This is a genomic window from Vibrio sp. 397 (genome assembly GCF_033339395.1).
Classification (GTDB): Bacteria; Pseudomonadota; Gammaproteobacteria; order Enterobacterales; family Vibrionaceae; genus Vibrio; species Vibrio alginolyticus.
Genome location: NZ_JAWOUN010000007.1, coordinates 224,805 through 251,137, shown reverse-complemented (window position 1 = coordinate 251,137; position 26,333 = coordinate 224,805). Strand labels below are relative to the sequence as shown.

Genomic DNA, 26,333 nt, shown 5'->3' with positions numbered 1-26,333 from the left:
TATTTAATCCGTTAAATGCTAATTTAGTAAACTCACTGACTCATTTTGTCCAAAAGTTTCTTACGCGGAGTTGTGGTTGTATGTGGTTGTATGATGCAAAGGAGGATTGCTTGTATCGCAGAGCGCTGGTTAGCAACGAAATGTCGAGAATTGCTTTGATCGACTTGATGGGATAGTTGAGAATTTTAGGGTGATTTTCTCAGGTTTTGGTTAGAGAAAGTGCTTTTTGTTGAGAAAGTTGTGATTCCATTGGTACTACTGGCTTCTCTCATGATTCATAAAAACAAAAAATAATTCTTGCATAACTTAAATCATCCCAACCGTCCTTAGTCGAATACAAACAAGCCTTTCATTGATTAAATGAAAGGCTTGTTTGCTATTGGGGCTCCCAACTTTGACGTCTCGCTAACGAAATGCTGCTCAGTTTATTATTTAGTGTTGTAAACTTAGGAGTATGATTTCAACGCTTTACACTTCTATTCCTGATTGTTTTGATCAGGATTGTTCCCTATGAGGTAAACATGACGTTTCATTTCCCCCAGAAACTGCGCCTGACATCTTGGGTGACATTATTCGCACTTGCCGTCATTATGTTCTCCCCAATGGCTGTTCATGCGACTGCTACTGACGATATCCAAGAGCCTTCTGCTGCCGAAATCTCGATTGACAACTTGAACCGAGAGATTGTGGATTTATCCCAAAGCCTCTCGCAAGCGAGTGGCGACGAGCGTGATGCCCTTCAACTGCAACTATTCCAAAAGAATGAAGAATTAAGAAGCCAGTTAGCGTCAGCGATTGAACGTGAAACTATCTCTCGCGACAAGCTGATCTTGCTAGTTAAAAAACAAGAACAATACTCTGAGGATGCGACGAACTATCTATCGGAAAAAATAAAGAAAGTCGTCGAGGATTTAAATAAGGCTAAGGATGAAGAGAAGCTTGCTCTTGTTAATGATTATCGAGAGCTACAGCGTTATCTTGATGTTAGCTTCGATTCGAGCTGGCAAAATCTCGCTTGGTTGAAGGAGCTAGGGGCCCAAAACGAGCGCGCAGAAGCGGAACTAAAAGATAAAATTGATAAACGTATGCGCTTACTGTCTGCTTCAATTGAGTACTTGAGTCAGCAAAGTGAGATCATTGGCTCCCAACTTTCGTCTAGCCCAGAGTCGGAAAAAGCGTCGTTGCAACTTAGTCAGCTCATTACTAAACAAAGGCTAAATATTGCGACAGAAAGCTTACGCAACCTGATTTCAATTGGTGATAAAGTCGGTTTAGAAACGTCTGAATACAAACGCCAAATTTTTGAAGTGACGGGTAATATCACCCATGATTTACTGAATACCAAAGTTGTGTGGTCAATACTGAGTCACTGGTCCAACTCTGCACTGGATTGGTTTGCCGAGAATGCACCGCAGCATATCTTCCAGTTGTTTGTTTTTGCGCTGATTTTATTGATCGCTCGTGGACTGGCTAAGTTAACGCGCAAAGTGGTCCGTAAGGCAGTTGCATCGAAAAACTTAAAACTTTCCCACTTGATGCAGGACTTCTTTATCTCGATGTCCGGCAAATTCGTGTGGGTGATCGGTATCATGGTAGGCTTATCTCAGCTTGGCTTGAACCTAGCGCCAATCCTAACCGGTTTCGGTATTGCTGGTGTGATTATTGGTTTCGCGTTGCAAGACACGTTATCCAACTTCGCGGCGGGTATGATGCTGCTTATTTATCGCCCATTTGATGTTGGTGATTTTGTGTATGCTGGCGGTGTAGATGGCAAGGTAAGCCATATGAGTTTGGTGAACACCACAATCCGTACGTTTGATAACCAAATTATTATTGTGCCTAACAGCAAAATCTGGGGAGATGTTATTAAGAACGTCACGCATGAACGCATTCGCCGCGTGGATATGGTGTTTGGCATTGGCTATGCGGATGACCTCTTAAAAGCGGAGTCAGTATTGTCTGATATCATTACCTCTCACCCTTCGGTACTTCGCACTCCAGAGCCAATGATCAAAGTTCATACATTAAATACGTCTTCTGTAGATTTTATTGTGCGTCCTTGGGTAAAAACGGATGATTACTGGGATGTATACTGGGATGTGACAAAAGAGGTGAAACTACGCTTCGACCGAGAAGGTATTTCGATTCCTTTCCCACAACAAGATGTGCATTTGCATATGGTGGAGAAGCAAGACGCTTAATTACAGGTCCCAACTAGTGAAAGGCACTCTAGATAGAGTGCCTTTTTTGATCTTCGGTTAGCGCTATAGTTACAGTTCGTTAAAGAACACCAGTTTAGGCTCGCATTCTAACAAGTTGTCGATCTGGCTAATCAAAAGAGCAAAGTGTTCTGTTTTACCATGAAGCTCAAATGCTTGTTGGTTTTTAAATTGCTCCTGAAAAACGAAGTGGCATGCATTGTCTTTATCTTGGAACAATTGATAACGAACGCAACCTTCTTCATTGCGAGTAGGTTCAAGCGCTCGGGTAAGTACCTCTTTCAACTCTTGTTCTTTTCCCGGTTGTGCATGAAAGGTAGCCGTCAAGTGAATCATAATGTTTACTCTTTTTGTTATAGGTAACGCCCTTGGCGTTGCAGGAACTCAATTTTGTAACCATCAGGGTCGGTTACAAAAAAGAACGTTGCTAAATGCTTTTGTTGATGGTCAAAGGCTTTGATGTCACCAGTTTCAATGCCGAGAGATTTAATGCGTTTGTGGGCTTGTTCAATGTCCTCCACGCTGACGGCAAGGTGGCCGTAACCTGAGCCGTGAGTGTAGGGCTCACTTTGGTCGTGATTGTGCGTCAGTTCCAATTCAAAGCCAGTTTCTTGGTTGGCTAGATAGGTTAGAGAAAAGCCATCAAAGATGTATTGATCAGCGACTTCTAGTTCAAGTACGTCACAGTAAAATTGTAGAGAGCGGTCCAGATCACTTACTCGGATCATGGTGTGAATCATTTTTGTCATAGGTACTCCTTGATAGTCCGCACAGGTTAGCGATTTCAAAAGGAGTCTGGGTAGTACTCTAGTACGACAAATTAGAAGATGCTCAAGGGTTTATAATACGGATGCATAGCCTAGGATGGTTATTGCTCGGTTGGTTGCTATTAACTGTTAAGTTGCGCAAGTGCTTGACGAGTGGTCTCTTGAGGTTGGCGGGCGTAAGTGAGGCAAGCGCATCGAAGTAAGGAGGCAAAGTTGTTCACTTCACCATTGTATTCGAGTGCTTCTTGATAAACAGTGCTTATGAATTTAGGAACCGTCATGTTTTGAGCACTAGCGATTTCCTCAAGAATTGTCCAAAAGCTCGCTTCAAGTTTTACACTGGTCGCGTGACCATCAATACGGATAGAGCGGGTGATGAACTGATAGTTGTCTTGGGGTTGCTTAGCAAAGATTTCGCACATTTTCTTTATTCATATAATTAAAGACCCATAATTATTGTGGTGTACGATTTAAAACGTCAACTGTTTTCATGCATAAAAAAACGCTCCCTTGCGAGAGCGTTGAAACATCACGAGTTGTGAAGTAAGTGCAAGTTGATTATTTAATTTGTTGCTTCAAGTACTCGCCTAGTTGCGAGTGGTGCATGATTTTTGATACCGGAAGGATAGTTTCTGCAGGTCCCCAAGCAAATACGTTGACAGGAGTATGCGTATGAGTACCCGTCCCCCATACTGTGTTTTGCTTTGTTGCATGCTCACGCGCTAGCAAGTTGCCACGGTCGTTGTAAGGAAAGAAAGCATCAAAGTCATTGATTGTCGGTACGTTCTCTTCGCTTAAGTATTTGTGTCCAGCGAGTCGGTATGGATTTGGTTTACTTGCTAATACGCGTTCTGCTTGCTCAGGCGTAATCGAAAAATCGCTATTTGTGTTCACGACTTCCGCAAACTTCTCTGGAGTTTGCTCTTTCTTATCAAGCGCTTGGAATTCACTGATCATGCCGTAGTAACTTTTCTTTTGGTTGTATAAACCATCGAGGATCTCGAACTGACCAAAGTTGAAGTTTGGCGCGTAATCCTGATTTTTGAATGCTTCGCCGTCGCGTTTTTGTGGTTTAGGCAAGTTTGCTGATGAGTAGCTAAAGCCAAAAGAGCCGGTTTCGTGGTCAGCAGTAACAATGATCAGGGTGTCATCACGGCCTTTTGCCCACTCATAAACTGAGTTTACCGCTTCATCGAATTTAAGCATTTCATGCAGCATCGTACCTGCATCGTTACTGTGGCCAGCCCAGTCAATTTGGCCGCCTTCAACCATCAAGAAAAAACCGTCTTTGTCTTTTGAAAGAATGTCGATTGCTTTGGTGGTCATTTCTTTCAGCGATGGCTGCGTGCGTTTTGGATCGTTTTTGCTTTGACTGTAGGCAATACCATCGTTCATGCCCGAGTAAGCAAAAAGTCCAAGTAATTTGTCACCTTTAGCTTGTGTGAGCATATCGCGGCTGAAAGCTAAGCTATAGCCTTGGTCTTGCGCTTCGGCAAGCAAGTTGCGTTCGTCTTTGCGTTTCGATTTTAGGTAGACATTACCTTGAGTGAGCTTTTCAAGTTGCTCGTATGTCTCTCCCTTGTCGTTTGTCGACTTTGGAATCCAATGACGAAGTCCACCAGACATCATCACGTCTACGCCTGTTTCGAGCATATCCGCCGCAATATTGTTTTCTAGGGAGCGATGTGGTTGATGAGCGGCAAATGCTGCTGGCGTTGCGTGGGTCATACGCGTATCAGAGACGAGCCCTGTCGCTTTACCTTTACTTTTGGCTTTTTCCAAAATAGTTTCGACATGGTTGCCTTGGCTATCAATGCCAATGACTTCAGAAGCGGTAGGGATTCCTGTCGCTAGCATCGTAGCTGAGCACGCAGAGTCGACGACAATTGCGTCTTCTGGATTGGTTAGTGATGATCCAATCACACCTTCTTGAGCGAGTTTGTATAACGCTGTGCTTTCGCCTTTGTAAACCGAGTTAGGTGCGTGTTTTGCGTAGGTCTCGAGTAAACCAACTTGTTGAGGACCCATGCCGTCGCCGATCATCAAAATGACGTTTTTGATTTCAGCTGAGAGTGCGTTGAAAGAGAGGGTAGATGCAGCCACTGCCGTAACGATTGGAGATACTAAGCGCTTCATTATATTTTCCTTGTTTATTGAAAGCGCAGGCATTAAAGCAATGATTTATGAAAGTTTTGTGTCGGTAATAAAAGTTTAACCAAATTGTCGTTTTTGTTTGGTTTTGCAGAAAAAATGAGTCGCTCTCTAACGTTCGTTAGTTTGGAAAGAAGAAAGCCCACAAACGTGGGCTTGGATTACGCTTAGGAGTTGAAAGCATGGACTAAAGTTATCCATTCAGTGCCTTCACAAGAAACCTAGTTTAGGGAGCAATAAACGAGCATATATTATCGGGCCACAAGAGCGGTCGAATTCACTTACGTTTGCATCATATCGTTCTTTGGCTTATTAAATTATGGGCTGCAGTAAGTGTTTGGTTCAAATAGGATTTGTTGTCGTGACGATTATCAGACTGGTTATCAGACTAATGCCAGTATGATGCCACCAACGGTAAGTGCCGCAGAAAGGTATTGACCCGCAGAATATGAGCCATCCTCTTCTTTCTCGATTTTATCGGGGTGATCCATGCCAAGCGCACCATGTGTGAAAGATTCGACCTTTTCACCAACAGATTTATCTTCTGCTTCTATTTTTTTGCTGTCGTGCTCGATTTGTTGCAGAGCGGCAAGTAGCGCTTTGCCTTCGGTCGAAAGCGTCACCTTATTGTGTTCGACTTTCAGCGGCGAAGCACTAGTTTCTTCTTGTGCAATACTTGCTTGTTTAGAGGCGACAGGTTGTTTGGCATAGCTATTAACAGAAGTGCTTCCTACTGGATTCATCGAATACTCCTTGGAACATCGACACTCGGTCACTGAGTGCGGGTAAAAAGCAGTTATATTTTTATCGGCGGCAAAGTTTATTTCTGAAGCTATTTGGATAAAAACAGGTCTGCTTTTGCCGCTTCTAGTTTCTATTGGTGATCATTAGCAAAAAATAGACCAGCAGGAAGCAGACCCTTGTCACTCTATGAACTCGAAGCGGTGTGATGATGCAACGCAACGGCAAGGTAGTAACTTAAATTGAAGACCAGCTACTTACATTGAAGATCGTTATTGCGTTTAGTTAGATGTTGATATGCCGCCATGCGGTGAGCATCTTGTACATACCGTACTGGTGGTGCGAGAACCTCTAACTGATAGTCTGTATTATCAGAAAGCACGTTATCTGTTGGGCTAATTACAACCACTTTTAAGCTCGGGTTGCGGCTTAAGATTGATGCTGCCGTACCCAACCCTTGCTCGGTGTGAAACTTGCCCGCAACATGGACAATCTGAGCGCCTGGGTTGTCGTCTAGATAGCTAACGATAGATTCCGCCATAGTTTCATCCCAAGTAACTTGAGCTGCAAACTGTTTTTCCGTCTGCTCTGGCTTACCGTGATGCATGGATGCCATGAACTTTTCTTTGTACGGACTACTACCAGTGTTGATGGCTTGTGCAATGAACATCCGCTGATCATCATCGAGCTTGTTAATGTAATCTAGCCCTTGTCGACCAATGCATCGGACAATGCTCTTTGGTGCATTTGCTGCAATGACCGGGAGATTTTTCTGCTTAGCAAACTCCACGAGAGGGCGATAGTCGCTTTCATAATTGGGCCAAGCGTTGGCTTGTTTCATTAAGTACTGTTCGCCGATCTCCCCACGTAGGTAAGCGTCAACAACAGGTTGTTTGTCGCGGGTAAATTGTTCCATAGATAACGCGAGTGAGCGGTCGTAGGACGTAAGTTGTTTGAGCATATCGGTTTGAAAGCGATGAATGCCGGCGTGTGTGTGCCATTCACCAATAAGAATGACATCTGCTTGTTGCAGCTCAATTGGCAGTTTGCTTAGAGCGATGTGCTCGCCAGAAGGGGTGTATAGTTGGTAGTCGTAAAAACTAGTGACTTCCGCTGAGGTTGCGTGAGAGTTGGTGTGCGTATATGAAGAGCAACCAGTAAGTAAGCCTGCAAAGAGCAAGCTCAAAGTAGAAAAGCGCATTGAAAAGCCTCCAAAAATGTCCGGATGATATTAATGGAGGCTGAGCAATGAATCAATATAAATGATAACTATTTGCGTTTGTTGTTTTTTTGACGTATTAATTGAGTGTTTTTTTGCGATATACACGCAACATAAAATCAGCCTCACATTGGAAAAGTGTAGCGGATTTCAACTCTTCACGAAGAGCATCGGTTGCTTTCCATGCGAATGGCGTCATTTGCAATAAATCGACTGCGGCTCCGTTTTTCAAGTCCATAACATAGTTAAGATGCTGCTGGTGCTCTAATTCAAACCCTTCAATATGTTCTGGTTCTTCATTGTGAAGACGAACTTCTTGATAAATCCGCTCACGCAGTTGGTATAAGTGGCGACTAGCAGGAGTAACCGTGACAACAACGCCGTCGTTTTTTACAACGCGCTGCAGCTCCTCAGCTTTACACGGGGCATAAATGCGCAAAATGGCATCTAAGGATTCATTTGCGAAGGGAAGTCGGTGACTAGAAGCCACACTAAAGTTGCAGTGCGTGTAACGCTTCGCCGCGTAACGAATGGCAACTTTGGAAATGTCTAAGCCATAAATCGTGGCATGGTTCGCTTGTGTTTCTATCGTCTTTTGTACTTGATCTGTGTAGTAACCTTCACCACAACCAATATCTAATAATTGATGGGTGCTCCCCTCAGTGTATGTTGCACACAGCTGCGCCACTTCTTGGCGCATTGGGTTGTAGTAATCTCCTTCGAGGAATCGACGACGAGCTTGCATCATCTCTTTGTTGTCACCAGGATCTTTAGAACGTTTGTGGTGCGCTGGCATCAAGTTAACGTAGCCTTCTTTTGCTAAGTCAAACTGATGATTGTTTTCGCACTTAAACGTTTTTTCATTTAACGCTAGAGCTTGGTGGCATAGAGGGCATTGATAGTTCATGACGATCTCGAACAGAAAGTAGGGCGGCAAATTCTATCAAAAAGCGTGGTATCAAGTGAAACAAAAAGAGCCGACTGGGTCGGCTCTTATTAAGTATTAGTGGAAGAAGTCGACTTGCTCTTTCAAGTTTCGTGCTTGTTGTTGAAGTTCAATGGCACTTTGCGAGGTTTTTGCGCTCGTGTTGCGGCTTTCTCGGTTAAGTTCACTGATAGAATGGGCATTTGCTGCAATTTCTTGTGAAACTTGAGCTTGTTCTTCTGAAGTCGCTGCAATGGCGTCGGCTTGAGAGGCTATCGACTGCACTTGTACTGCGATGGCTTCTAATGCTGTGCCCGCGTCTTGTGCTTTGTCCAAGACCTGGTTTGCACTGCGTTGGCTGTCTGTCATCATATTAACTGCATTATGAGTCGACCCTTTTAGTTTCTCGATAATTTCCACGACATCCTGAACTGAGCTTTGGGTTCGGTGCGCAAGTGTGCGCACTTCATCTGCTACAACTGCGAAGCCACGACCTTGTTCACCTGCTCGTGCTGCTTCAATGGCGGCATTCAAGGCAAGTAAATTGGTTTGCTCAGCAATTTCATCAATCATTTTAGTGACGGTTTGAATACTCTCGCTATCGCGATTTACTTGCTCGATAGCCGTTGCTGATTGATCCAATTGATCGTTAAGTTGAGCAACGTCGATACATACGCCTTCAACAATCGCGAGACCAGACTGGCTATCGGTATTTGCTGAGCGTACGTTTTCCGCAATGCTTTCGACTTGTTGTGCGACAGATTGAGCGGAAGAGGCCATTTCTTCAATCGCTGTCACAACTTGCTCGACTTCTTGTTGTTGTCGGTCGGCTTGGGTCAAATTGCTATGTGCATCGTTGGCAACGCTGGTGGAGTTGCTCTCCACTAAGTCGCTTGTTGAACGGATCTTACCGACAAGTTCATTGAGCTGACTTGCCATACTGGCGACACCCGAGCTCAGGTTCGTAATTTCATTCTTTGATGCTTTACGAGACGCTGGGATGCTCAAGCTGACTTCGCCGCCGGCTAAGCGAGTCATGTATGAGTTTAGAGTCGTGAGAGGTTGTAAGCTGTGATTCAAGAAAAGTGTCAGTACAACAAAAGTAATGATTGCCGCTACCGAAGAAATGATGGCAATGAGTGTGAGAAGCGTGTCGCTACCTTTTGTAACTTCTTTGATAAACGTACCGCCTAGCAGTTTCCAGTTCCAACCTGGAACCTCTGTGTAGACAAGATACTTTTCGCCTACGTTACCTTGGTACTCGAAAGGGTAGCGAATTAATCCACTAGATTGTTCGAAAATCTGGCCAAAAGGCTTGTGACCATTGTAGTCGGCGACTTCTAGTATTGACGAATCTGAGCCGCTTTTTGCTGGATGAAGTAGGTATTTACCAAGATTGTTGTCGTCGTTATCAACGATAATGGTGTAACCAGTGTCGCCCCATTTTATCTCTTCGAGTGCATCGAATAAGGTTTGTGTCGCTTGGTCTACTGGTAAGCCAATAAACGATAGGCCTGCTACCTTTCCTGTCGCATCTTTGATTGGGGCATAGTAGGTAATGTAGCGCTCGCCATACAATTTAATTTGAGCGTAATACGGTTGTCCTGCTTTAAGTTGCTGATAACCAGGATGGTTGATGCCTAGCGTGGTTCCGACCGCTCGCTGACCTTGTGGATCTTTTAGGGAGGTGGACACCCGAATAAAGTCGTCACCCAATGGTGCGAATAGCGTTGCTATAGCGCCGGTATCACGTGTGAAACTGTCGACCAACTTGGTGTCATTAATTAAGCTTTCACTGTATTGAGTGATGTTTGGTACTTCATGTCCCATGAAGTCAACCGTGTAATTTTCGACATAGACACCGGCAAGGTAGCCATTGCGAAAAGTAGATTCGAGGACTTTAGCGGTGTGCAGGTAAGCATCGAATTGGCCAGCAATGGTTTTTGCCATTGATTCTACTTTAGATTGGTGTTCTTTCAGTGTGCTTTCCAATAGAACATCGGAAGCGTTGCGGTAAACAAGCGCTGCAATACTGCTGAAAGCAATGAATAGACACAAAGTGATCACCAGTTTCAACTGGAATCCGACACTTTGATTTCGGTATCTCTCTAACATAGACTAATTCCTGATATTTTTATTATTTATGAGTTTTGTATCGGTATGCTATCGGTTTATATGATCAATTTTTTTGATATTTATTAATGAAACCGTCAAAAGTGACCAGTAACCAATAAGTTAGTAAAGATAGGACCATCTAAGCAGAGCTTTTATTACAAAAAAAGCCGGGTATCCCGGCCTTTATATGGTGATTCTTACTGCGCTGAAATGACAGTGACAAGTTCATGTGTCTCACCTGGTTGGAGGGTTTGACCTTGCTCAATACTTGGTGCATGAACAGCAGACTCCACACACAACATGGTTTGATAACCATCGTCAGCCATGTCACCCATGCTTTGCGCACCTTCTGCCCAAGGGTTCCATAATACTGCTGAGTTGTGGCCTTGGTTGTGTACGCTTAGCGTATGATCCAATACCGGGTCTTTTACCAAAATTTTCGCTTCTGGTTGCGTGTAAACGCGATCAATGGTGTCAGTTAGTTGTAGAACATTACCACCTTGGCATACCGCATCAGCTTTCAAGCTATCAATGTACTCGGCACCCATGCCTGTCGTTTGTGCTTGCTTAATGTCTCCAACGTTTAGGTAAGTATGTAATGCGCCAGAGAAGGTCCAAGCCTCGTCATCAATATTCATGACTTTGAGCGTCACTTTTAGCTCATCGCCCACTTCAATAACCAAACGAGCGTCAAACATATGGGGCCAAATATCGTGGATTTCTTCTGTCGGGAACAGAGCAAGTTCAACAATCACACCGTTATGGTTCTCACGATGTTCAACCAACTCCCATTCTGCGGTGCGGGCAAAGCCGTGAGCTGGAGCAGCAATACGCCCAAACCAAGGCCAACAAACCGGAATACCACCGCGAAGAGCAGCCTTACCATCGAAGACAGCTTTTTCGCTCATCCAGATCAGATCTTCTTGACCTTCAGGCGTGAACGACACGACATGACCACCGTGTAGCGAGATGCCTGCCGTTGCTTTGTCATGAATCACGCGGACGATTTTTATCTGATCAACTTCAACGATAGTGACGTTATCAGATAGCACCGTTAGGGCTGGGAGAGTTTTTAAATCCATGTGTAGTTTCCTATCGCTGGGGGAGAGCTTTTAGACGCGCTTCGCACATTAAATGCAACATCGAGCCTGCATTCTCTCAAATTCCAGATACAAAAAAGGCGACTCTAGAGCCGCCTTTTCTTTAACGAAGTTATTCGCTAATTGCTAACTTTCTAATTACTTAGAGATGTGAGCGATTAGGTCTAGAACTTTGTTTGAGTAACCGATTTCGTTGTCGTACCAAGATACAACCTTAACGAATTTGTCAGTTAGCGCGATACCAGCTTTAGCATCGAATACTGAAGTGCAAACTTCGCCGATGAAGTCTTGAGATACAACTGCATCTTCAGTGTAGCCTAGAACGCCTTTTAGTTCGCCTTCAGAAGCTTCTTTCATCGCTTTACAGATGTCTTCGTAAGAAGCACCGTTAACTAGGTTAACAGTTAGGTCAACTACAGAAACGTTAGCAGTTGGTACGCGGAAAGCCATACCAGTTAGTTTGCCGTTTACTTCTGGAAGTACAACGCCTACAGCTTTAGCAGCACCAGTTGAAGATGGGATGATGTTTTGAGAAGCACCACGACCACCGCGCCAGTCTTTAGCAGAAGGACCATCTACAGTTTTTTGAGTTGCTGTAGTTGCGTGAACTGTAGTCATAAGACCAGATTCGATACCGAACTTGTCGTTAAGAACTTTAGCGATAGGCGCTAGACAGTTAGTAGTACAAGAAGCGTTAGAAACGATGTCTTGACCAGCGTAAGTGTCGAAGTTTACGCCGTTAACGAACATTGGAGTAGCGTCTTTAGAAGGACCAGTTAGTACAACTTTTTTCGCGCCAGCAGTGATGTGCTTACGTGCAGTCTCGTCAGTTAGGAAAAGACCAGTTGCTTCAGCTACAACGTCAACACCGATTTCGTCCCATTTTAGGTCTTCAGGGTTGCGCTCTGCAGTAACACGTACAGTTTTACCGTTAACGATTAGGTTACCGCCTTCAACTTCAACAGTACCGTTGAAACGGCCGTGAGTTGAGTCATACTTAAGCATGTATGCCATGTAATCTACATCGATAAGGTCGTTAATACCTACTACTTCGATGTCGTTGCGCTCTTGCGCTGCACGGAATACGAAACGACCGATACGGCCAAAACCGTTAATACCTACTTTGATAGTCATTATAGTTGCTCCACAACTTAATTTCTGATTAAAGATAACTGGTAGTAAAATTACAGAATCCAGTAAACATCTGCAAGTGATAATCGGACTTAACTTGTTTAAAGTCAAAAAAAAGCGACGCTTTTTTTAACAATTCTTTGCAAATGTACGTTTTTTAAACTTTTAACTGATTCTTCTGTAGCCCAGTTGGCGTAATATAACTGGTGAGATAAGTGCTCTTATCAAATTAATTACGCATGGTGTCCTGGTGAGAAAGTATGTGCTACAACTGTTAAGAGAAGCAAGTTTTTTGCTAAAAAAGTCAATACCAAGAACAGTAAATAAGGAGCCGAAAGTCGTGGAACAAAGCGGGAAAAAAGTGACGAAGTCAGATGAACAGTGGCGTGAGCAACTGTCTGATGAAGAGTTCCGTGTTTGCCGAGAGCAAGGTACAGAGCCTCCTTTCAGCGGTAAGCTACTGCATAATAAGGAAACTGGTGTTTATGCTTGTACTTGTTGTAATGCCCCTCTCTTTGTCTCTGATAACAAGTATGACTCTGGCTGCGGATGGCCAAGTTTTGATGCGCCTATCAACGATCAAGCGGTGCGTTATTTAGAAGATCTAAGTCACGGAATGGTACGTACAGAGATTCGTTGTGCAACGTGTGATAGCCATCTAGGGCACGTTTTTGAAGATGGCCCACAGACCACAGGAGAGCGTTTTTGTGTTAATTCTGTGTCGTTAATTTTCAACAAATCAGAATAATAACGACAAAATTGTGCTCGAGATTGTTTTATCCTTTCAGGATGATTCATGCTCAACAGTGATCTGAGTGTCGCTCGACTTAAATAAAAACTCCCGCTCATTGCGGGAGTTTTTCGTTTATATCTCACTGGGTATCATTGCTGGGGAATAGATACCTTTCTCTATGGCTTTCGCCACCGATTCGGCTAATTCATCCAACTGCTTATATCGCTCTGGATGACTGAAATTGAACATACGTTGGAGCTGCTTTTCATCAGCAAGCGGTACGTCGAATCTCTTCGCGACCATTGCCCATAGATACGCTTGCTCTTTGTCTCCAAGCCCCTGATGAATACTTGCCATTGACTTGAGAATGACCGGATTGATGTTGTCTTCATCAGATAAAGACAACGCGTTATTAAGAAGCTCCAGGGTTTTCTTGGTATCTCGGTTGGTATAAAAAGTGGCTAATGCATATTGCATCTCAGCATTATTTAATTGGGGAGACCCTTCCATTTGTAAAAATGCGCGCCGAGCTTGAGTATCTCCCGTTTGAGACCATAAGAAATACAAAGTAGCCGGGTCTTCTGAGCCTTTTAACTCGTTTACGATGCGCTCTAGCTCATCAATACTGTGTACCAATGCATTAAAGCGTTGTCTTTTGAGAGCACTTTGATCAATAGGGGTGATCTGGGAGGCGAGTTCTAAGCATTTCCTATATTCAGCGACCAGACCGTATTCGATGATTTGGTTTGCTTCCGATGGGTTTTTCAATTGCTCAAACCGATGCCAAACCAAATTTGTTCTTGGAATTCGACATTGGCCGTCATCCATATTGAGCTGCTCGCAACGCAGTTCTGGTGTTTTTTGGCACAACTCTTCGGTTGTCACGTTACCTTCAAAACAGCCCGATAGCACAAAACATGCGAGGCTGAGAAGTAACCAGTTTGTTCTTTTCATGGCTTTGCTTGTGATCCGTTACACCAATTCATTTTCGTATTCTTGACTCAGTTTCTTAACCCGTTATGTTCTGTAAATAGAATGTAATAAGAAGGTACACTATGGACGCAGAACAACTATTACAAGCGATGACTCCAGAAGTTTATGATCGCTTAGTCTATGCAGTAGAAACGGGAAGATGGCCTGAGGGTACAACACTTTCTAAAGAGCAGCGAGATTCGTGTATGCAAGCTGTGATGTTGTATCAATCAAAACATAATACTGATGCGCAGCATATGACGGTTGCAGCCGGTGGTGAAATCAGTTTTAAATCAAAACAAGAGCTTAAAAAACAATTCAGCGGAGAAGAGAGCGATATTGTTCGTGTCAATCCGAACATTGATTAATCCTTACGCCTTATTTCTCAAAATTTTATTATATTGATTTTGAAAGAAAAAAGCCCAAATTGTATTGGGCTTTTTAGATCGCAGAAAGCTTGAACTTACAGGCTCATTTCACCACGCAGTACTTGTTGCATTCTCTCTTTTACTTCTTCGTAAGAAAGGTTTTGGCTTAGAAGGTAGTGTAGTTTTGCCAGCGCCGCTTCGGGCGTCATGTCAAAGCCACTGATAACACCAGAGTCTGCGAGCGCACAACCTGTGGCATATCCGCCCATATTCACTTTACCTGCCAAACACTGAGTTAGGTTTACGACAATAACGCCGCGCTCAGAGGCTTCTTTCAGGTGACCAAGCAGCTCAGGGTTTTGAGGAGCATTGCCGACACCAAAAGTCAGAAGAATCATCGCATTCACGGGCTGACGAAGCGTGTTGCGGATAACTTCGTGTGAAATACCAGGGTACATGGTGATCACACCGATTGGTTGTGGCGTGATGTTGTGAACCTTAAACTCACCTTCTGGTTGTGCACCAACGGTTACGCTGTTGCTAACTTGAATATTGATCCCAGCTTCCAATAGTGGAGGAAGGTTTGGTGAAGTAAAGGCATTAAAACCGTCTGCATGAGATTTTGTGCTGCGGTTACCACGCATCAATTGATTATTGAAGAACAAAGTTACTTCGTTGATCGGGTAGTTTGCCGCAATATGTAGCGCGTTTAACAGGTTTGCTTGGCCGTCAGAACGCAGCTCTGCGAGAGGGATTTGTGAACCCGTTACAATCACTGGCTTACCAAGGTTTTCAAGCATGAAAGACAATGCGGACGCTGTGTACGCCATGGTGTCAGTACCATGTAGGATAACGAAACCATCGTATTTGTCATAGTTGTCACGAATATCATTCGCAATCTGCTGCCAGTCAGCAGGTGTCATATCTGATGAGTCAATCAGAGGGTCGTATTCGTGGATGGTGTAATCCGGCATTTCAGGACGATGGAATTCGGGCATGCTTGCTAATTGCTTTTCCATAAAGCCAGCAACAGGCACATAGCCGTGGTCGGATTTTTGCATTCCGATGGTACCACCGGTGTAAGCGATGTAGATGTGTTTTCTAGTCATCGTTTTTTCTTTCGTGTAGGGGAACAGAGGCGGGGATTATATACCTAAATAACCTTGAGATGCGAGGCTATACGCACAGCATCAGAAAGTCATCTGAGGAGATGCAAAGCCTAATAAAAAGGGCACTTCAAGTAGAAGTGCCCTTTGTAATATTGATGGAAAAACTACTGCACTTGGCAGTTCAAACAAAATGCGTATTGACCTTTAGGATCGTTGAAGCTTTGGAGCAAGCTTGCGTCTTGTTCGAATTGTTGAGCTACGGGTTGAAGACTTTTTGGTAGCAAGCTTGTTGCATCAATACCTAGAGAGACTTTCACCTGTTTCATAAACTCTTGTAGAAATAGTTCAGTAGGTGAAAGAGGCTCTTCTACCCAGTAAATGCCGTAATCGGTTACGTTCGCTAGTTTCGCCGCTAGCTCTACAGCATCATCAAAGTCACCCATTTGATCGACAAGACCAAAGGATAGTGCATCTTGGCCAGTCCAAACTCGACCTTGAGCAACTTTGTCAACTTCCTCTAGAGACATATCGCGATTCTCGCCAACTAGAGAAATAAAGCGCTTGTAACCGTGTTCGATACCTAATTGGAACACTTGAGACGCGCCCTCAGAAAGGCCAGTGGTAATACCGTCACCTGAGAACGGCGATGTGCCAACGCCATCAGTATTAATACCTAACTTGCTAAAGCCTTTTTCAAACGTGGTGATGACACTAAATATACCAATGGAGCCCGTCAGGGTTGTTGGCTGAGCAACGATTTTGTCTGCGCTCATTGAAATCCAATAACCACCAGAAGCGGCCAAACTCGACATGGATACAACAACCGGCTTACCTGCTTGCTTCAGAGCTTCTACTTCGTTACGAATCACTTCAGAAGCAAAGGCACTGCCTCCTGGACTATCTACTCGTAACACGACCGCTTTCACTTTTTCATCATTGCGTGCTTGACGCAGCAAGCTTGCGACCGTGTCACCACCAACAGTTCCGCGAGGTTGTTGACCGTCCATAATCGCGCCACTGGCTAGAACAACGGCGATGTCGTGCTGAGGTAGTGTGTAATCGGGACGAATCGTTGCAAGGTAGTCGTAGTAACCAATCGCGTTGTAGCTGTCTTTGCCGTCGCTACCAAACTGTTTTGCAAATAGAGTGCGAATGTCTTGGCGTGTCGCAAGTTCATCCACTAGCCCCAGTTTGACTGCGAGCTGAGCAATATCGCCATTTACAGACTTCATTTCGTTAATCAGCTCATCCATGGTTGGATTAAGCACTTTCGCATCAATGTTTCGGTTTGTTGTTACGTCATCAACAAAAGCACTCCACAATTGAGTAACCCAACGTGTTGCTGACTCTTTCGCCGCATCGGACATGCCATCACGAATAAAAGGTTCGATAGCGGATTTATAAGTACCTACGCGAAAAACATGAGTAGAAACGTCAAGCTTTTCAAGTAACGTTTTGTAGTACATTGAGTAAGCGCTGTAACCTTTAATCAATACACCACCATCAGGTGCCAGATAAACTTTGTCAGCGTAACTTGCCAAGTAATATTGGCTTTGGTTGTAGAAATCACCTACGGCGTAAACGGGTTTGCCTGACGCTTTAAATTCGTTCAACGCTTTCGCGATGTAACGTAGTTTCGTGAGATTTGTTTCTGGCATGTCTCGCAGTGCTAGCACTAATCCAGACACTTTAGGATCGTCTTTCGCGTAGCGAATAGTATCAACGATATCGAAAAGGACGTTTTCTTTCGGTAGCTCATTACCCAAAAGGGAACCAGCAAAAGAGTCCATTGGGTTTACATAACGTCTTTGTTCGACAATTGGGCCTGAAAGGTTCATCACCAATGCCGATTCTTTTTCGACGACAGGTTGACCGTCTCCGGTATAAGTAAAGGCAAAGTAGAAAACGGCAATCATCAGCAAGAAAATTAGGTTTGCCAGTGCGAGTCTGATGAAAGTGATACTTTTCCATATCCCTTTAAATATCAAACCAATAAATTTGAAGAGTTTTTTCATCTTGTCTCCATAACGAGATAGTTACGCCGAGTCTAACAAAGTATGGGTTCTTATCTCTAAGATCTCAAAAGATAACATTTTTTTAGCTTATCACGACCACTCAACAATTGGCATATTTTCACACGAGATTGATCGGTGTTACAAAAATGTAAACGCTTGTTTGATTTTTTGGTTGAGCAGGCTTAATCTGGTCAGACCATGATAATAACAATGGATGTTAAGTGATGTCTGCCATGTACCCAAACCTATTAAAGCCACTGGATCTCGGTTTCACACAATTACGAAACCGAGTTCTGATGGGATCAATGCACACGGGCTTAGAAGAGCACAAAGAAGGATTACAGAAGCTCGCTGCTTTTTATGAAGAACGCGCGAAAGGCGGTGTCGGACTGATTGTAACCGGAGGTTTTTCTCCTAACTTACGCGGTCGTTTACACCCGTTGAGTGCTGAATTCAGCAAGCCAAAACATGCTAAAGCCCATAAAGTTGTGACAGAAGCGGTGCACAAGCACGGTGGTAAAATTGCGTTGCAAATTCTCCATGCTGGGCGTTATGCAATGCATCCATTCTCGCAAAGTGCATCTGGCATTAAAGCGCCGATTGCAAAGTTTGCTCCGAGTGAAATGAGCGACCGCCAGATAAAGAAAACCATCGACGCGTTTGCTAATAGTGCGGAGTTAGCACAGCTTGCTGGTTATGATGGCGTCGAGTTAATGGGCTCGGAAGGTTACTTGATAAACCAATTCTTATGTAAACGTACTAATATGCGTTACGACGAATGGGGTGGCAGCTATAAAAAACGTATGCGTTTTCCGCTAGAAATTGTTAAAGCGGTACGCAAGGCGGTGGGTGACAAGTTCATCATCATCTTCCGTCTTTCTATGCTGGATCTTGTCGAGCAGGGCAGCACTTTTGAAGACGTTATCGAATTGGCGAAAGCACTTGAAGAGGCTGGCGTCACGATTATTAATACGGGTATCGGTTGGCATGAGGCTCGAATTCCGACCATTGCGACTCAAGTACCACGCGGTGCGTTTACATGGGTTACGGAAAAAGTTAAACCTCACGTTTCGGTTCCTATTATCACTTGCAACCGTATAAATACGCCAGATGAAGCAGAACGCATTTTATCTTCCGGTCATGCCGACATGGTTTCGATGGCGCGCCCATTCTTGGCCGATCCTTACTTTGTTGCTAAAGCCGAACAGGAAAAAGCGCAGCTTATTAATACGTGTATTGGTTGTAATCAGGCGTGTCTAGATAACGTGTTTAAAGGTAAACGCGCCAGTTGCTTAGTGAACCCTCTAGCGTGCTATGAAACCGAAATTGTTGTTGAACCAGCTTTTAAAAAGAAAAACATTGCAGTTGTTGGTGCTGGACCTGCGGGCTTGGCTTGTGCGACCACACTGGCTGAACGTGGCCATAAGGTTGATTTGTTCGAAAAGAACGACCGCATCGGTGGTCAGTTCCGTCTTGCGATGCAGATCCCTGGTAAGGAAGAGTTTCGAGAGACGATACGATATTTCGCTAACCGTATTGATGAAACAGGCGTGAATCTGCACTTATCGACGGAAGCGAACTATGACTTACTCACAGAATACGATGAGATAGTGATGGCATCGGGTGTTGAGCCACGTAAAGTCAATATTGATGGAATTGATAACCCAGAGAAAGTCGTCGACTATCAAACTCTCATTCGAGACAAAACGCCAGTCGGTGAGAAAGTGGCTATCGTTGGTGCTGGTGGCATTGGCGTAGATGTCGCGACCATGCTCACAGAGCCAGTTGGACAAACGTTGGATGACTGGTTGCATGAATGGGGAATCGACAAGGAGATGTCTCAGCCGGGTGGTTTATACCCTTACCCTGATGCGGTTAGCGATAAAGAAGTCTGGGTACTTCAGCGTCGTAAAGGTCGTGTAGGTAAAGGTCCGGGTAAAACGACAGGTTGGATCCATAAACGTACCCTTGAAAAACGGGGCGTACATTTAGTCGGTGGTGTGTCTTACGATAAAATTGATGATCAAGGTTTGCACATTCATGTAGACGGAAGCGCGCAGGTACTTAATGCAGACAAAGTTATCATTTGTGCTGGGCAAGAGTCTGTATGTCCGTTTGAAGATAAATGGTCTGAACTTGGAGATAAGATTCATATCATTGGCGGAGCTGACCATGCGGGTGAACTTGATGCTGTGCGTGCGATTCGTCAAGGTGTTAAATTGGCGGTAAAACTCTAGCCTTTTAATGTGTGTTTACCATGAAAGCTGCGCTTTGAGCGCAGCTTTTTTTGTATAGAACTAGTCACTGATATCTGGCAGTTGTTTGGCCATTACTACGCCAGCAAGAGTAATAAAAGAGAACACTAACACCACTGCTGAAAGGCTCAAAAAGTTCGACATAACACCAAGAGAACTCATTAGAAGCAGCATTATTCCAACCACCGTGTTACTCACGGCTACATAGCTTGTCCGCTTGTCACCTTCTGCGATATCAACTAAGTAGGTTTTTCGTCCGACTCGTATTCCGTCGTGGGCAATACACACACAAAAGTAGAGCAGAGGAATCACGAATAGGAAGCTTTGGCTAGCGGTGACCCACGTATCGTAAACAAATAAAACAACGCCAAGTAGCGCGCTCATCATTGCGCCGATGACCATCACACTGCGGCTAGAGCGATCGGACATTCTTCCCCAGAAAGGACCTGACACAAAGGAGGCTAAGCCACTCGCAAACATAAAGAGAGCTAGCACCCAGAGCTGTCCACCCAGAGATTGCTGTGCCAGCACAACGTAGTACGGTGCACTCAGCGCAGAACATAAAAATAGTGTCCGCGTGATAACGAATCGACGAAAGGTCACGTCTGTCTTAAGTAACGCGAGTTGTTTAAATGCTTCGAGGACGCCATTTCGACCACCGTCTACCTCACCGGCATACTCATTAATTCGCGCATAGACGAATGCCGCGATGAGCCATATGACGCCCGCTAAGCCTAAACTCAGACCGTAAAAGCGCTCTGTCGGCTCTACGTCCCATAACCAGGCTAGTGCCAGAAGGCTCGCGAAAAGCAGCGTAACCAGGCCAGCAGCGCTTGAAGACCAGCCGTTGACTTGACCTCGTTGGTTTTTAGGGATGGTTTTGCCCAATACATCTTTTGATGCGACGGAATTTAAACCGCGTGAGAGGCTGAAGATCACAAGGCATGCAATCACACCATAACCCGCAGCTGCTCCTGTTAGAGTTAATGCGACCAATCCGATTGCAAATATGGAAAGAGCCTGCAAGATACTGCCAATTACCCAGACCCATTTTCTTACTGGAATGCGTCGGATGTAGTGCGCGATGCTAAGTTGTGGGATAAGGGATCCTGACTCACGAATAGGAACCAGCCAACCAATTAAGTAAACCGGAGCCCCGAGACTTTGTAGTATCCACGGCAACGTGACTTTAGGATTGATTAACGCATCGCCGACTTTCGTTAAAAACTGAGCGAGAATGATTTTAAGAAAGTTGCCGGGAACTTGATGACAAGCTGATTCAGGAATCGCCTTACAGGCACGGGCATCTTCGTCATTAACGATCTTTTCGTAAATGCTGTTTTGTTTGTCCTTGTTCATCAACCTGCCTATGTTCAACTTATTCATTTCGCGAATAAATTAACATTAAACCCAGATTGATGTTAAGTGAAGCACGTTATCAAGCCCACAGAAAACCGGTTGTTATTCGCAGGAGCAGATTGTGCTAAAGTGGCGTAAACAAAATAACAACGATATTCAATAAGGATTCTTTCATGGACGCTCTCGATCTTTTGCTCAATCGCCGATCTATCGCGAAGTTATCCGCGCCTGCTCCAGAAGGTAAAGCACTTGAGAACATCATTCGTGCTGGCCTTCGTGCGCCTGACCATGCGGGATTAACCCCTTGGCGTTTCGTTATCGCACAGGGCGATGGTTTGAAAAAACTGTCAGATATATTGGTAAAAGCGGCAGAAGCTGAAAATAGTGATGAAGCGGTGGTCGAAAAGGTAAAGAATGCCCCATTTCGCGCACCAATGGTGATCACTGTTATTGCTAAAGTAACAGAACATGAGAAAGTACCAGCACTAGAGCAACACTTATCTGCGGGATGCGCTGTACAAGCGATGCAAATGGCAGCCGTAGCGCAAGGCTTTCAAGGGTTTTGGCGCTCAGGTAAGTGGATGTTCCATCCAGAAGTTCATCAAGCATTTGGTTTAGAAGGTGACGATGAGATTGTTGGTTTCTTGTACTTAGGCACGCCTGGTTGTACACCGATGAAAGTTCCTGAGCGTGACCTTTCTCAGTTTGTTGAATTTCTATAACTGAAAACTTAAATAAACTGACTGTTTATTTATACAGTTTTTCTTGATTTATTAGGGCTACATTCGATAATGTGGCCCTAATTATATTTATTTCCAAAACGTTATGTCTCGTCTGTTTATTGCTGAAAAACCAAGTTTAGGCCGTGCGATTGCCGCTGCACTGCCAAACCCTCAAAAGAAAGATCAAGGATTCATCCGCTGTGGGAACGGGGATATCGTTACTTGGTGTATCGGCCACTTGCTCGAACAAGTCGAACCCGACGCTTACGATGAGCGTTACAAAAAGTGGAATATGGCAGATTTACCAATTGTTCCGCAGCAATGGCAGCTCAGACCGAGGAAAAGTGCAAGTAAGCAATTAACAGTGATTCGTAAATTGCTCAAAGAAGCTAACGAAGTCATTCATGCAGGAGACCCAGATCGAGAGGGTCAGCTGTTAGTTGATGAAGTTCTGGACTATTGCAAGTTATCTAAAACCAAGAAGGAATCTACACAGCGTTTGTTGATTTCCGACTTGAACTTACCTGCGGTTAAACGTGCTCTCAGTTCTATGCGCAGTAATCGCGAGTTTATCCCACTTTCAGTTTCAGCATTGGCCCGCTCTCGGGCTGATTGGCTGTATGGTATGAACATGTCTCGTGCTTATACCTTGCTTGGTCAAAAAGCAGGGTATCAAGGTGTTCTCTCGGTAGGGCGAGTGCAAACGCCAGTTCTTGGCTTAGTGGTGCGTCGTGATGAAGAAATCGAAAACTTTGTCCCGAAGGACTATTTTACCCTACATGCTCTGATCCCATATCAAGATGCCAATGGTACTTTTGATATTCGTGCTCGTTGGAAGCCAAGTGAGGCATGCAAGCCTTGGCAGGACGAAGAAGGTCGAGTATTAAACCGTAAGTTGGTAGAAAATGTTGCAAACCGTATTGCAAATCAACCCGCAAAAGTGACAGAGTCGGAACAAAAGCAAACCAAGCAATCAGCACCATTACCTTATTCGTTATCTGCTTTACAGATCGATGCCGCGAAGCGCTATGGTATGAGTGCGCAACAAGTACTAGATACTTGTCAGGCATTGTATGAAAAGCACAAGCTGATCACTTACCCGCGTTCAGATTGTCGCTATTTGCCGATGGAACACTACTCACAAGCAGGGACGGTGACAACTGCTATTGCGAATAACGCAAAAGAGTTGCAAGTTGCCGTTCAGGGAGCAGACTTAACATTAAAGTCCAAAGCCTGGAACGATAAAAAAGTGGATGCGCACCATGCGATTATCCCTACACCGAAGCAAGCTAATGTGAATGCGCTTTCCGGCAATGAGATGAAAGTGTATCAATTGATTGCTCGTCAGTACCTCATGCAGTTCTATCCGGCGGCGGTTTACGCAGAAGCGAAATTGGTTTTCGATATCGCTGGTGGTACGTTTGTCGCGAAAGGTCGTCAGTTAGTTTCGCCGGGTTGGAAAGCGCTAATGGGCAAAACTGACAAGGAAGATGAAGGTATTGATGCCGTGCCACCGCTACCCGAAGGCACCGTGTTAACTTGTCGTGAAGGGGAAATAAAAGACCGAAAAACCGAGCCACCAAAGCATTTTACCGAGGCATCGCTGTTGCAAGCGATGACCGGGATCGCCCGTTATGTTGCGGATAAAGAACTGAAAAAAATCCTTCGTGACACTGATGGGCTAGGCACGGAAGCGACTCGCGCTGGTATTTTGGACACGCTGTTCAAACGCCAACTGCTTACGCGTCAAGGTAAGTCAATTCTCAGTTCTCCTGCGGGAAGAGGTCTCATTCATGCCTTGCCAGAAGATTCAACATACCCTGATATGACGGCTCATTGGGAGCACCAGTTACAAGGTATGGCAGAGAGAAATCAAGCATATCAGCCGTTCATGCAAGCACTGGAACAACGCATTGATAGCTTGATGGCACAAGTAAAAGCAGGCCCTATCCCTGATTCATTACGTCATCTACCCAAGGTGGAACGTCCTGCGTTTAAACGTAAAAAGCGCAGTTATTCAAAGAATGGTGGCGCGACTAAATCTCGTGCAACCAAAGGTAAGCAGGCATAGGACAAGCGCGGTGTAATTAAACACCGCGCATGCTTGAAAATAGATTACTCGAACAGGTCACCGTGGTTTTGGATCGCGCCTCTTACTTCACCTTGAGTTAACACGCGTTTGTCCAGTACCTCTTTCACCTGGTTGCCCAAGTCAACTAATGTATCTCGATTCGCTTGAGTTTGGCGTTTACCAGCACTTCTCAAGCAGTAATTTAGTTCGTGCTCTTCGCTAAAATTAACCAAATCCCTATCTGCTGCCATCGTGCTTTCTCCTTATTTGTTCTACTTTTTCCTAAGTCTGGATTGGATGTAGATAAATTCAAGTTAGATTGCGTGAATTATGCTGGTGGATCACTGATGAACATTATGTTTGCCAACCAAGTCACGATTATGAAGCCTGGCTTTGATGGTATTTGGTTTAGTGATGGTTGTGTCTTAATGCTGCTACCAAGGTAACTCAGTACCATCGTAGTTAATAAATCGACCTGAAAGCTGCGGTGTGCTCAGCTCTATCACGTTCGCTAGGCCTTGCGCGGAGGTTGGCGTATCTATCAAAGCATTTGGCCCGCCCATCGCCGTTTTTACCCAACCAGGGTGAAGCGCTAAAACGGTAAATCCTTCAGGTGTTAAATCATTACTTAAGCTTTTCACAACCGAGTTAAGCGCCGCTTTCGATGAGCGATAAATATAACCGCCACCGGACGTATTTTCGGTCATACTGCCGACTTTTGATGAGATACAAGCAATCTTTTTCATCTTGCCTTGTTGTAAGCGAGGGTAACAGTACTCAACCAGTTTTAACGGAGCAATGGTGTTTACTTCGAAGACTTTACGCCATGCTTCTACGTCAGTATTTCCAAAGCCATATCCCTTGGGGCCGTAATATCCTGCATTATTGATGAGTAAGTCGATGGCAGGGAGTTTATCGGCAAGCTTAGCGACTTGTTCGTAGTGCGTGACATCCAGTTCGTGCAAAACTAGATTGCTGAATTGTGAGGCTAGAGTTTGTAGTTCTGAACTGTTCTCTAAGGAGCGGCTAGTAGCATGTACTTGGTGGCCTTGCTTCAGGTACAGCTCAGTTAAGCTAAGGCCAATGCCGCGATTTGCTCCGGTAATAAAGACGGTTTGACTCATACAAACACCTATGTTTTTTTGATTTCAGTTGAAAGTCATTGTGTTAGCTAAGCACAATAAAATCAACCAACCACCACGCACCAACAACGAGAGATGAAAATAGGGACAGAGCACAAAGAGAGCCAAACAGTGCGCCGAGAATAGCAAAGAAAGTAGAATTCATATGTATATTAAATTTAATTGATATTGAAAATCATTATCAATTAAATTGCGTTTTATTCAACCCTTTAAGTTGATACTATTTCGTTACCATTGTTATTAAGAATTTCTCATGCTGCCATTTATCTACCACCCGATTTATTCTCAACTTGAGTTGCCAGAGGGGCATCGTTACCCAATTATGAAATACCAGTACCTCTATGAATCGGTATTGGTGCATATGGAGAAAGATAACTGGAAAGAGCACACGCAGTTTTTCCAGCCCGAAGCATTAACTGTTGGGGAAGTAAAACGTGTTCATGACGAGGAATACGTCGAGTTACTTGTTAGTGGAAACATGCCAGCTGCGAAGATGCGCCGAATAGGTTTTCCTTGGAGTGAGTCTCTCATTACCAGAACGCTAACTTCAGCAGCGGGCACGGCTCTGACCGCAAAAAAGGCACTTGAGTACGGTGTGGCCATTCATTTGAGTGGTGGGTATCACCACGCACACAAAGAGTTTGGCAGTGGTTTTTGTTTATTTAATGACTTAGTGATCGCGGCCAGGCAAGCGCTCGAAGTCGAGCATGTCGATAAAGTATTGATCATTGATAGTGATGTTCACCATGGGGATGGAACAGCAACTTTATGTGACGATGAGCCAGATATCATCACGCTTTCTTTCCACTGTGATAAAAACTTCCCAGCGAGGAAGCCTCAGTCTGACCTCGATGTGCCTATGGCGCGAGGAACAGGTGATGAGGATTTTTTAATGGCGTTTAAAGAAGTGGTCGATATGGCACTTAATCTTCATCGCCCTGATTTGGTTATCTACGATGCTGGTGTCGATATACATCAAGACGATGAGCTTGGATATTTTGATGTGTCGACGCAAGGGATTTTAGAACGTGATAGATTTTTAATGCAAACAGTGAAATCTCGAGGTATCCCTGTCGCAGCTGTCGTTGGAGGTGGATATCGAACGAATCATGCTGACCTCGTCCCAATTCATTTGCAGCTTATCAATGCCGCTAAAGAAGTCTTTATTGATGAGTAGATACAACTAGATGTAAATATCAAATTGACTCAACACTGGAAC

At 44.4% G+C, this 26,333-nt stretch carries 23 protein-coding genes; 7 read left to right on the top strand and 16 right to left on the bottom strand.

All coding sequences use genetic code 11. The features are described 5' to 3' along the window. The first annotated feature begins 521 nt into the window (after positions 1 to 521). Positions 522 to 2,201: a mechanosensitive ion channel family protein gene (locus tag R7P36_RS13715; RefSeq protein ID WP_005380681.1), complete on the top strand. Its 1,680-nt coding sequence runs from the start codon at positions 522 to 524 to the stop codon at positions 2,199 to 2,201. 69 nt (positions 2,202 to 2,270) lie between these two features. Here the strand turns inward: R7P36_RS13715 and R7P36_RS13710 are convergent, their stop codons facing one another. The 10 genes from R7P36_RS13710 to gap form a co-directional block, all read right to left on the bottom strand. Then, positions 2,271 to 2,555: a putative quinol monooxygenase gene (locus R7P36_RS13710; RefSeq protein ID WP_213899711.1), complete on the bottom strand. Its 285-nt coding sequence runs from the start codon at positions 2,553 to 2,555 to the stop codon at positions 2,271 to 2,273. A gap of 17 nt (positions 2,556 to 2,572) precedes the next feature. After that, a complete protein-coding gene (locus tag R7P36_RS13705; RefSeq protein ID WP_005380685.1) occupies positions 2,573 to 2,968 on the bottom strand; it encodes a VOC family protein in 396 nt (131 codons plus the stop codon). Between the two features lie 140 nt (positions 2,969 to 3,108). Next, positions 3,109 to 3,408 (bottom strand): ribbon-helix-helix domain-containing protein, encoded by a 300-nt coding sequence (locus R7P36_RS13700; RefSeq protein ID WP_005384938.1) that lies wholly within the window; start codon positions 3,406 to 3,408, stop codon positions 3,109 to 3,111. A gap of 136 nt (positions 3,409 to 3,544) precedes the next feature. Continuing rightward, positions 3,545 to 5,122, bottom strand: a complete 1,578-nt coding sequence (locus R7P36_RS13695) for an alkaline phosphatase (RefSeq protein WP_318122181.1) — start codon at positions 5,120 to 5,122, stop codon at positions 3,545 to 3,547. A 398-nt stretch (positions 5,123 to 5,520) separates the two neighbouring features. Then, entirely contained in the window at positions 5,521 to 5,880 is a 360-nt protein-coding gene (locus tag R7P36_RS13690; RefSeq protein ID WP_053349598.1) for a hypothetical protein, read from the bottom strand. 251 nt (positions 5,881 to 6,131) lie between these two features. Then, positions 6,132 to 7,079 (bottom strand): ChaN family lipoprotein, encoded by a 948-nt coding sequence (locus tag R7P36_RS13685; protein WP_053349599.1) that lies wholly within the window; start codon positions 7,077 to 7,079, stop codon positions 6,132 to 6,134. 97 nt (positions 7,080 to 7,176) lie between these two features. After that, entirely contained in the window at positions 7,177 to 8,004 is an 828-nt protein-coding gene (gene rlmA, locus R7P36_RS13680; protein ID WP_062730495.1) for a 23S rRNA (guanine(745)-N(1))-methyltransferase, read from the bottom strand. A gap of 96 nt (positions 8,005 to 8,100) precedes the next feature. Further along, entirely contained in the window at positions 8,101 to 10,137 is a 2,037-nt protein-coding gene (locus tag R7P36_RS13675) for a methyl-accepting chemotaxis protein (protein ID WP_213899710.1), read from the bottom strand. A 197-nt stretch (positions 10,138 to 10,334) separates the two neighbouring features. Then, the gene (locus R7P36_RS13670) at positions 10,335 to 11,219 is read right to left on the bottom strand and encodes a D-hexose-6-phosphate mutarotase (protein WP_213899709.1); all 885 of its coding nucleotides are present in this window, start codon (positions 11,217 to 11,219) and stop codon (positions 10,335 to 10,337) included. Between the two features lie 156 nt (positions 11,220 to 11,375). Next, positions 11,376 to 12,371: a type I glyceraldehyde-3-phosphate dehydrogenase gene (gene gap, locus R7P36_RS13665; protein ID WP_005380697.1), complete on the bottom strand. Its 996-nt coding sequence runs from the start codon at positions 12,369 to 12,371 to the stop codon at positions 11,376 to 11,378. Positions 12,372 to 12,708: 337 nt separating this feature from the next. Here gap and msrB point away from each other — a divergent pair, with 337 nt between their 5' ends. Continuing rightward, complete coding sequence (msrB, locus tag R7P36_RS13660; RefSeq protein ID WP_005380698.1) at positions 12,709 to 13,116, top strand: peptide-methionine (R)-S-oxide reductase MsrB; 408 nt, start codon at positions 12,709 to 12,711, stop codon at positions 13,114 to 13,116. 117 nt (positions 13,117 to 13,233) lie between these two features. Here the strand turns inward: msrB and R7P36_RS13655 are convergent, their stop codons facing one another. Then, positions 13,234 to 14,055: a DUF2989 domain-containing protein gene (locus tag R7P36_RS13655; protein ID WP_005384926.1), complete on the bottom strand. Its 822-nt coding sequence runs from the start codon at positions 14,053 to 14,055 to the stop codon at positions 13,234 to 13,236. Positions 14,056 to 14,156: 101 nt separating this feature from the next. Between R7P36_RS13655 and R7P36_RS13650 the strand changes: the two genes are divergently transcribed. Beyond that, positions 14,157 to 14,441: a YeaC family protein gene (locus R7P36_RS13650; RefSeq protein WP_005380700.1), complete on the top strand. Its 285-nt coding sequence runs from the start codon at positions 14,157 to 14,159 to the stop codon at positions 14,439 to 14,441. A gap of 95 nt (positions 14,442 to 14,536) precedes the next feature. Here the strand turns inward: R7P36_RS13650 and ansA are convergent, their stop codons facing one another. Both ansA and sppA read right to left on the bottom strand, forming a co-directional pair. Continuing rightward, positions 14,537 to 15,550, bottom strand: a complete 1,014-nt coding sequence (gene ansA / locus R7P36_RS13645) for an asparaginase (protein WP_017635822.1) — start codon at positions 15,548 to 15,550, stop codon at positions 14,537 to 14,539. Between the two features lie 164 nt (positions 15,551 to 15,714). Beyond that, on the bottom strand, positions 15,715 to 17,565 hold the full coding sequence (sppA, locus tag R7P36_RS13640) for a signal peptide peptidase SppA (protein ID WP_318099316.1): 1,851 nt from the start codon (positions 17,563 to 17,565) through the stop codon (positions 15,715 to 15,717). A gap of 224 nt (positions 17,566 to 17,789) precedes the next feature. On the opposite strand from sppA, the gene R7P36_RS13635 reads away from it, so the two are divergent. Continuing rightward, positions 17,790 to 19,802, top strand: a complete 2,013-nt coding sequence (locus R7P36_RS13635) for an NADPH-dependent 2,4-dienoyl-CoA reductase (RefSeq protein ID WP_213899708.1) — start codon at positions 17,790 to 17,792, stop codon at positions 19,800 to 19,802. A 60-nt stretch (positions 19,803 to 19,862) separates the two neighbouring features. Here R7P36_RS13635 and R7P36_RS13630 read toward each other — a convergent pair whose 3' ends face one another. Continuing rightward, on the bottom strand, positions 19,863 to 21,179 hold the full coding sequence (locus R7P36_RS13630; RefSeq protein WP_213899707.1) for an MFS transporter: 1,317 nt from the start codon (positions 21,177 to 21,179) through the stop codon (positions 19,863 to 19,865). A gap of 173 nt (positions 21,180 to 21,352) precedes the next feature. Between R7P36_RS13630 and R7P36_RS13625 the strand changes: the two genes are divergently transcribed. Both R7P36_RS13625 and R7P36_RS13620 read left to right on the top strand, forming a co-directional pair. Then, entirely contained in the window at positions 21,353 to 21,901 is a 549-nt protein-coding gene (locus R7P36_RS13625; RefSeq protein WP_005380711.1) for an NAD(P)H nitroreductase, read from the top strand. 103 nt (positions 21,902 to 22,004) lie between these two features. Continuing rightward, on the top strand, positions 22,005 to 23,972 hold the full coding sequence (locus R7P36_RS13620; protein ID WP_017821143.1) for a DNA topoisomerase III: 1,968 nt from the start codon (positions 22,005 to 22,007) through the stop codon (positions 23,970 to 23,972). A 44-nt stretch (positions 23,973 to 24,016) separates the two neighbouring features. On the opposite strand, the gene R7P36_RS13615 is transcribed toward R7P36_RS13620, so the two are convergent. Together R7P36_RS13615 and R7P36_RS13610 are read right to left on the bottom strand one after the other, a co-directional pair. Beyond that, a complete protein-coding gene (locus R7P36_RS13615; protein ID WP_005380717.1) occupies positions 24,017 to 24,223 on the bottom strand; it encodes a hypothetical protein in 207 nt (68 codons plus the stop codon). Between the two features lie 183 nt (positions 24,224 to 24,406). Further along, complete coding sequence (locus tag R7P36_RS13610; RefSeq protein ID WP_213899706.1) at positions 24,407 to 25,096, bottom strand: SDR family oxidoreductase; 690 nt, start codon at positions 25,094 to 25,096, stop codon at positions 24,407 to 24,409. Between the two features lie 271 nt (positions 25,097 to 25,367). Between R7P36_RS13610 and R7P36_RS13605 the strand changes: the two genes are divergently transcribed. Further along, a complete protein-coding gene (locus R7P36_RS13605) occupies positions 25,368 to 26,291 on the top strand; it encodes a histone deacetylase (RefSeq protein ID WP_206958126.1) in 924 nt (307 codons plus the stop codon). Positions 26,292 to 26,333 lie beyond the last annotated feature (42 nt).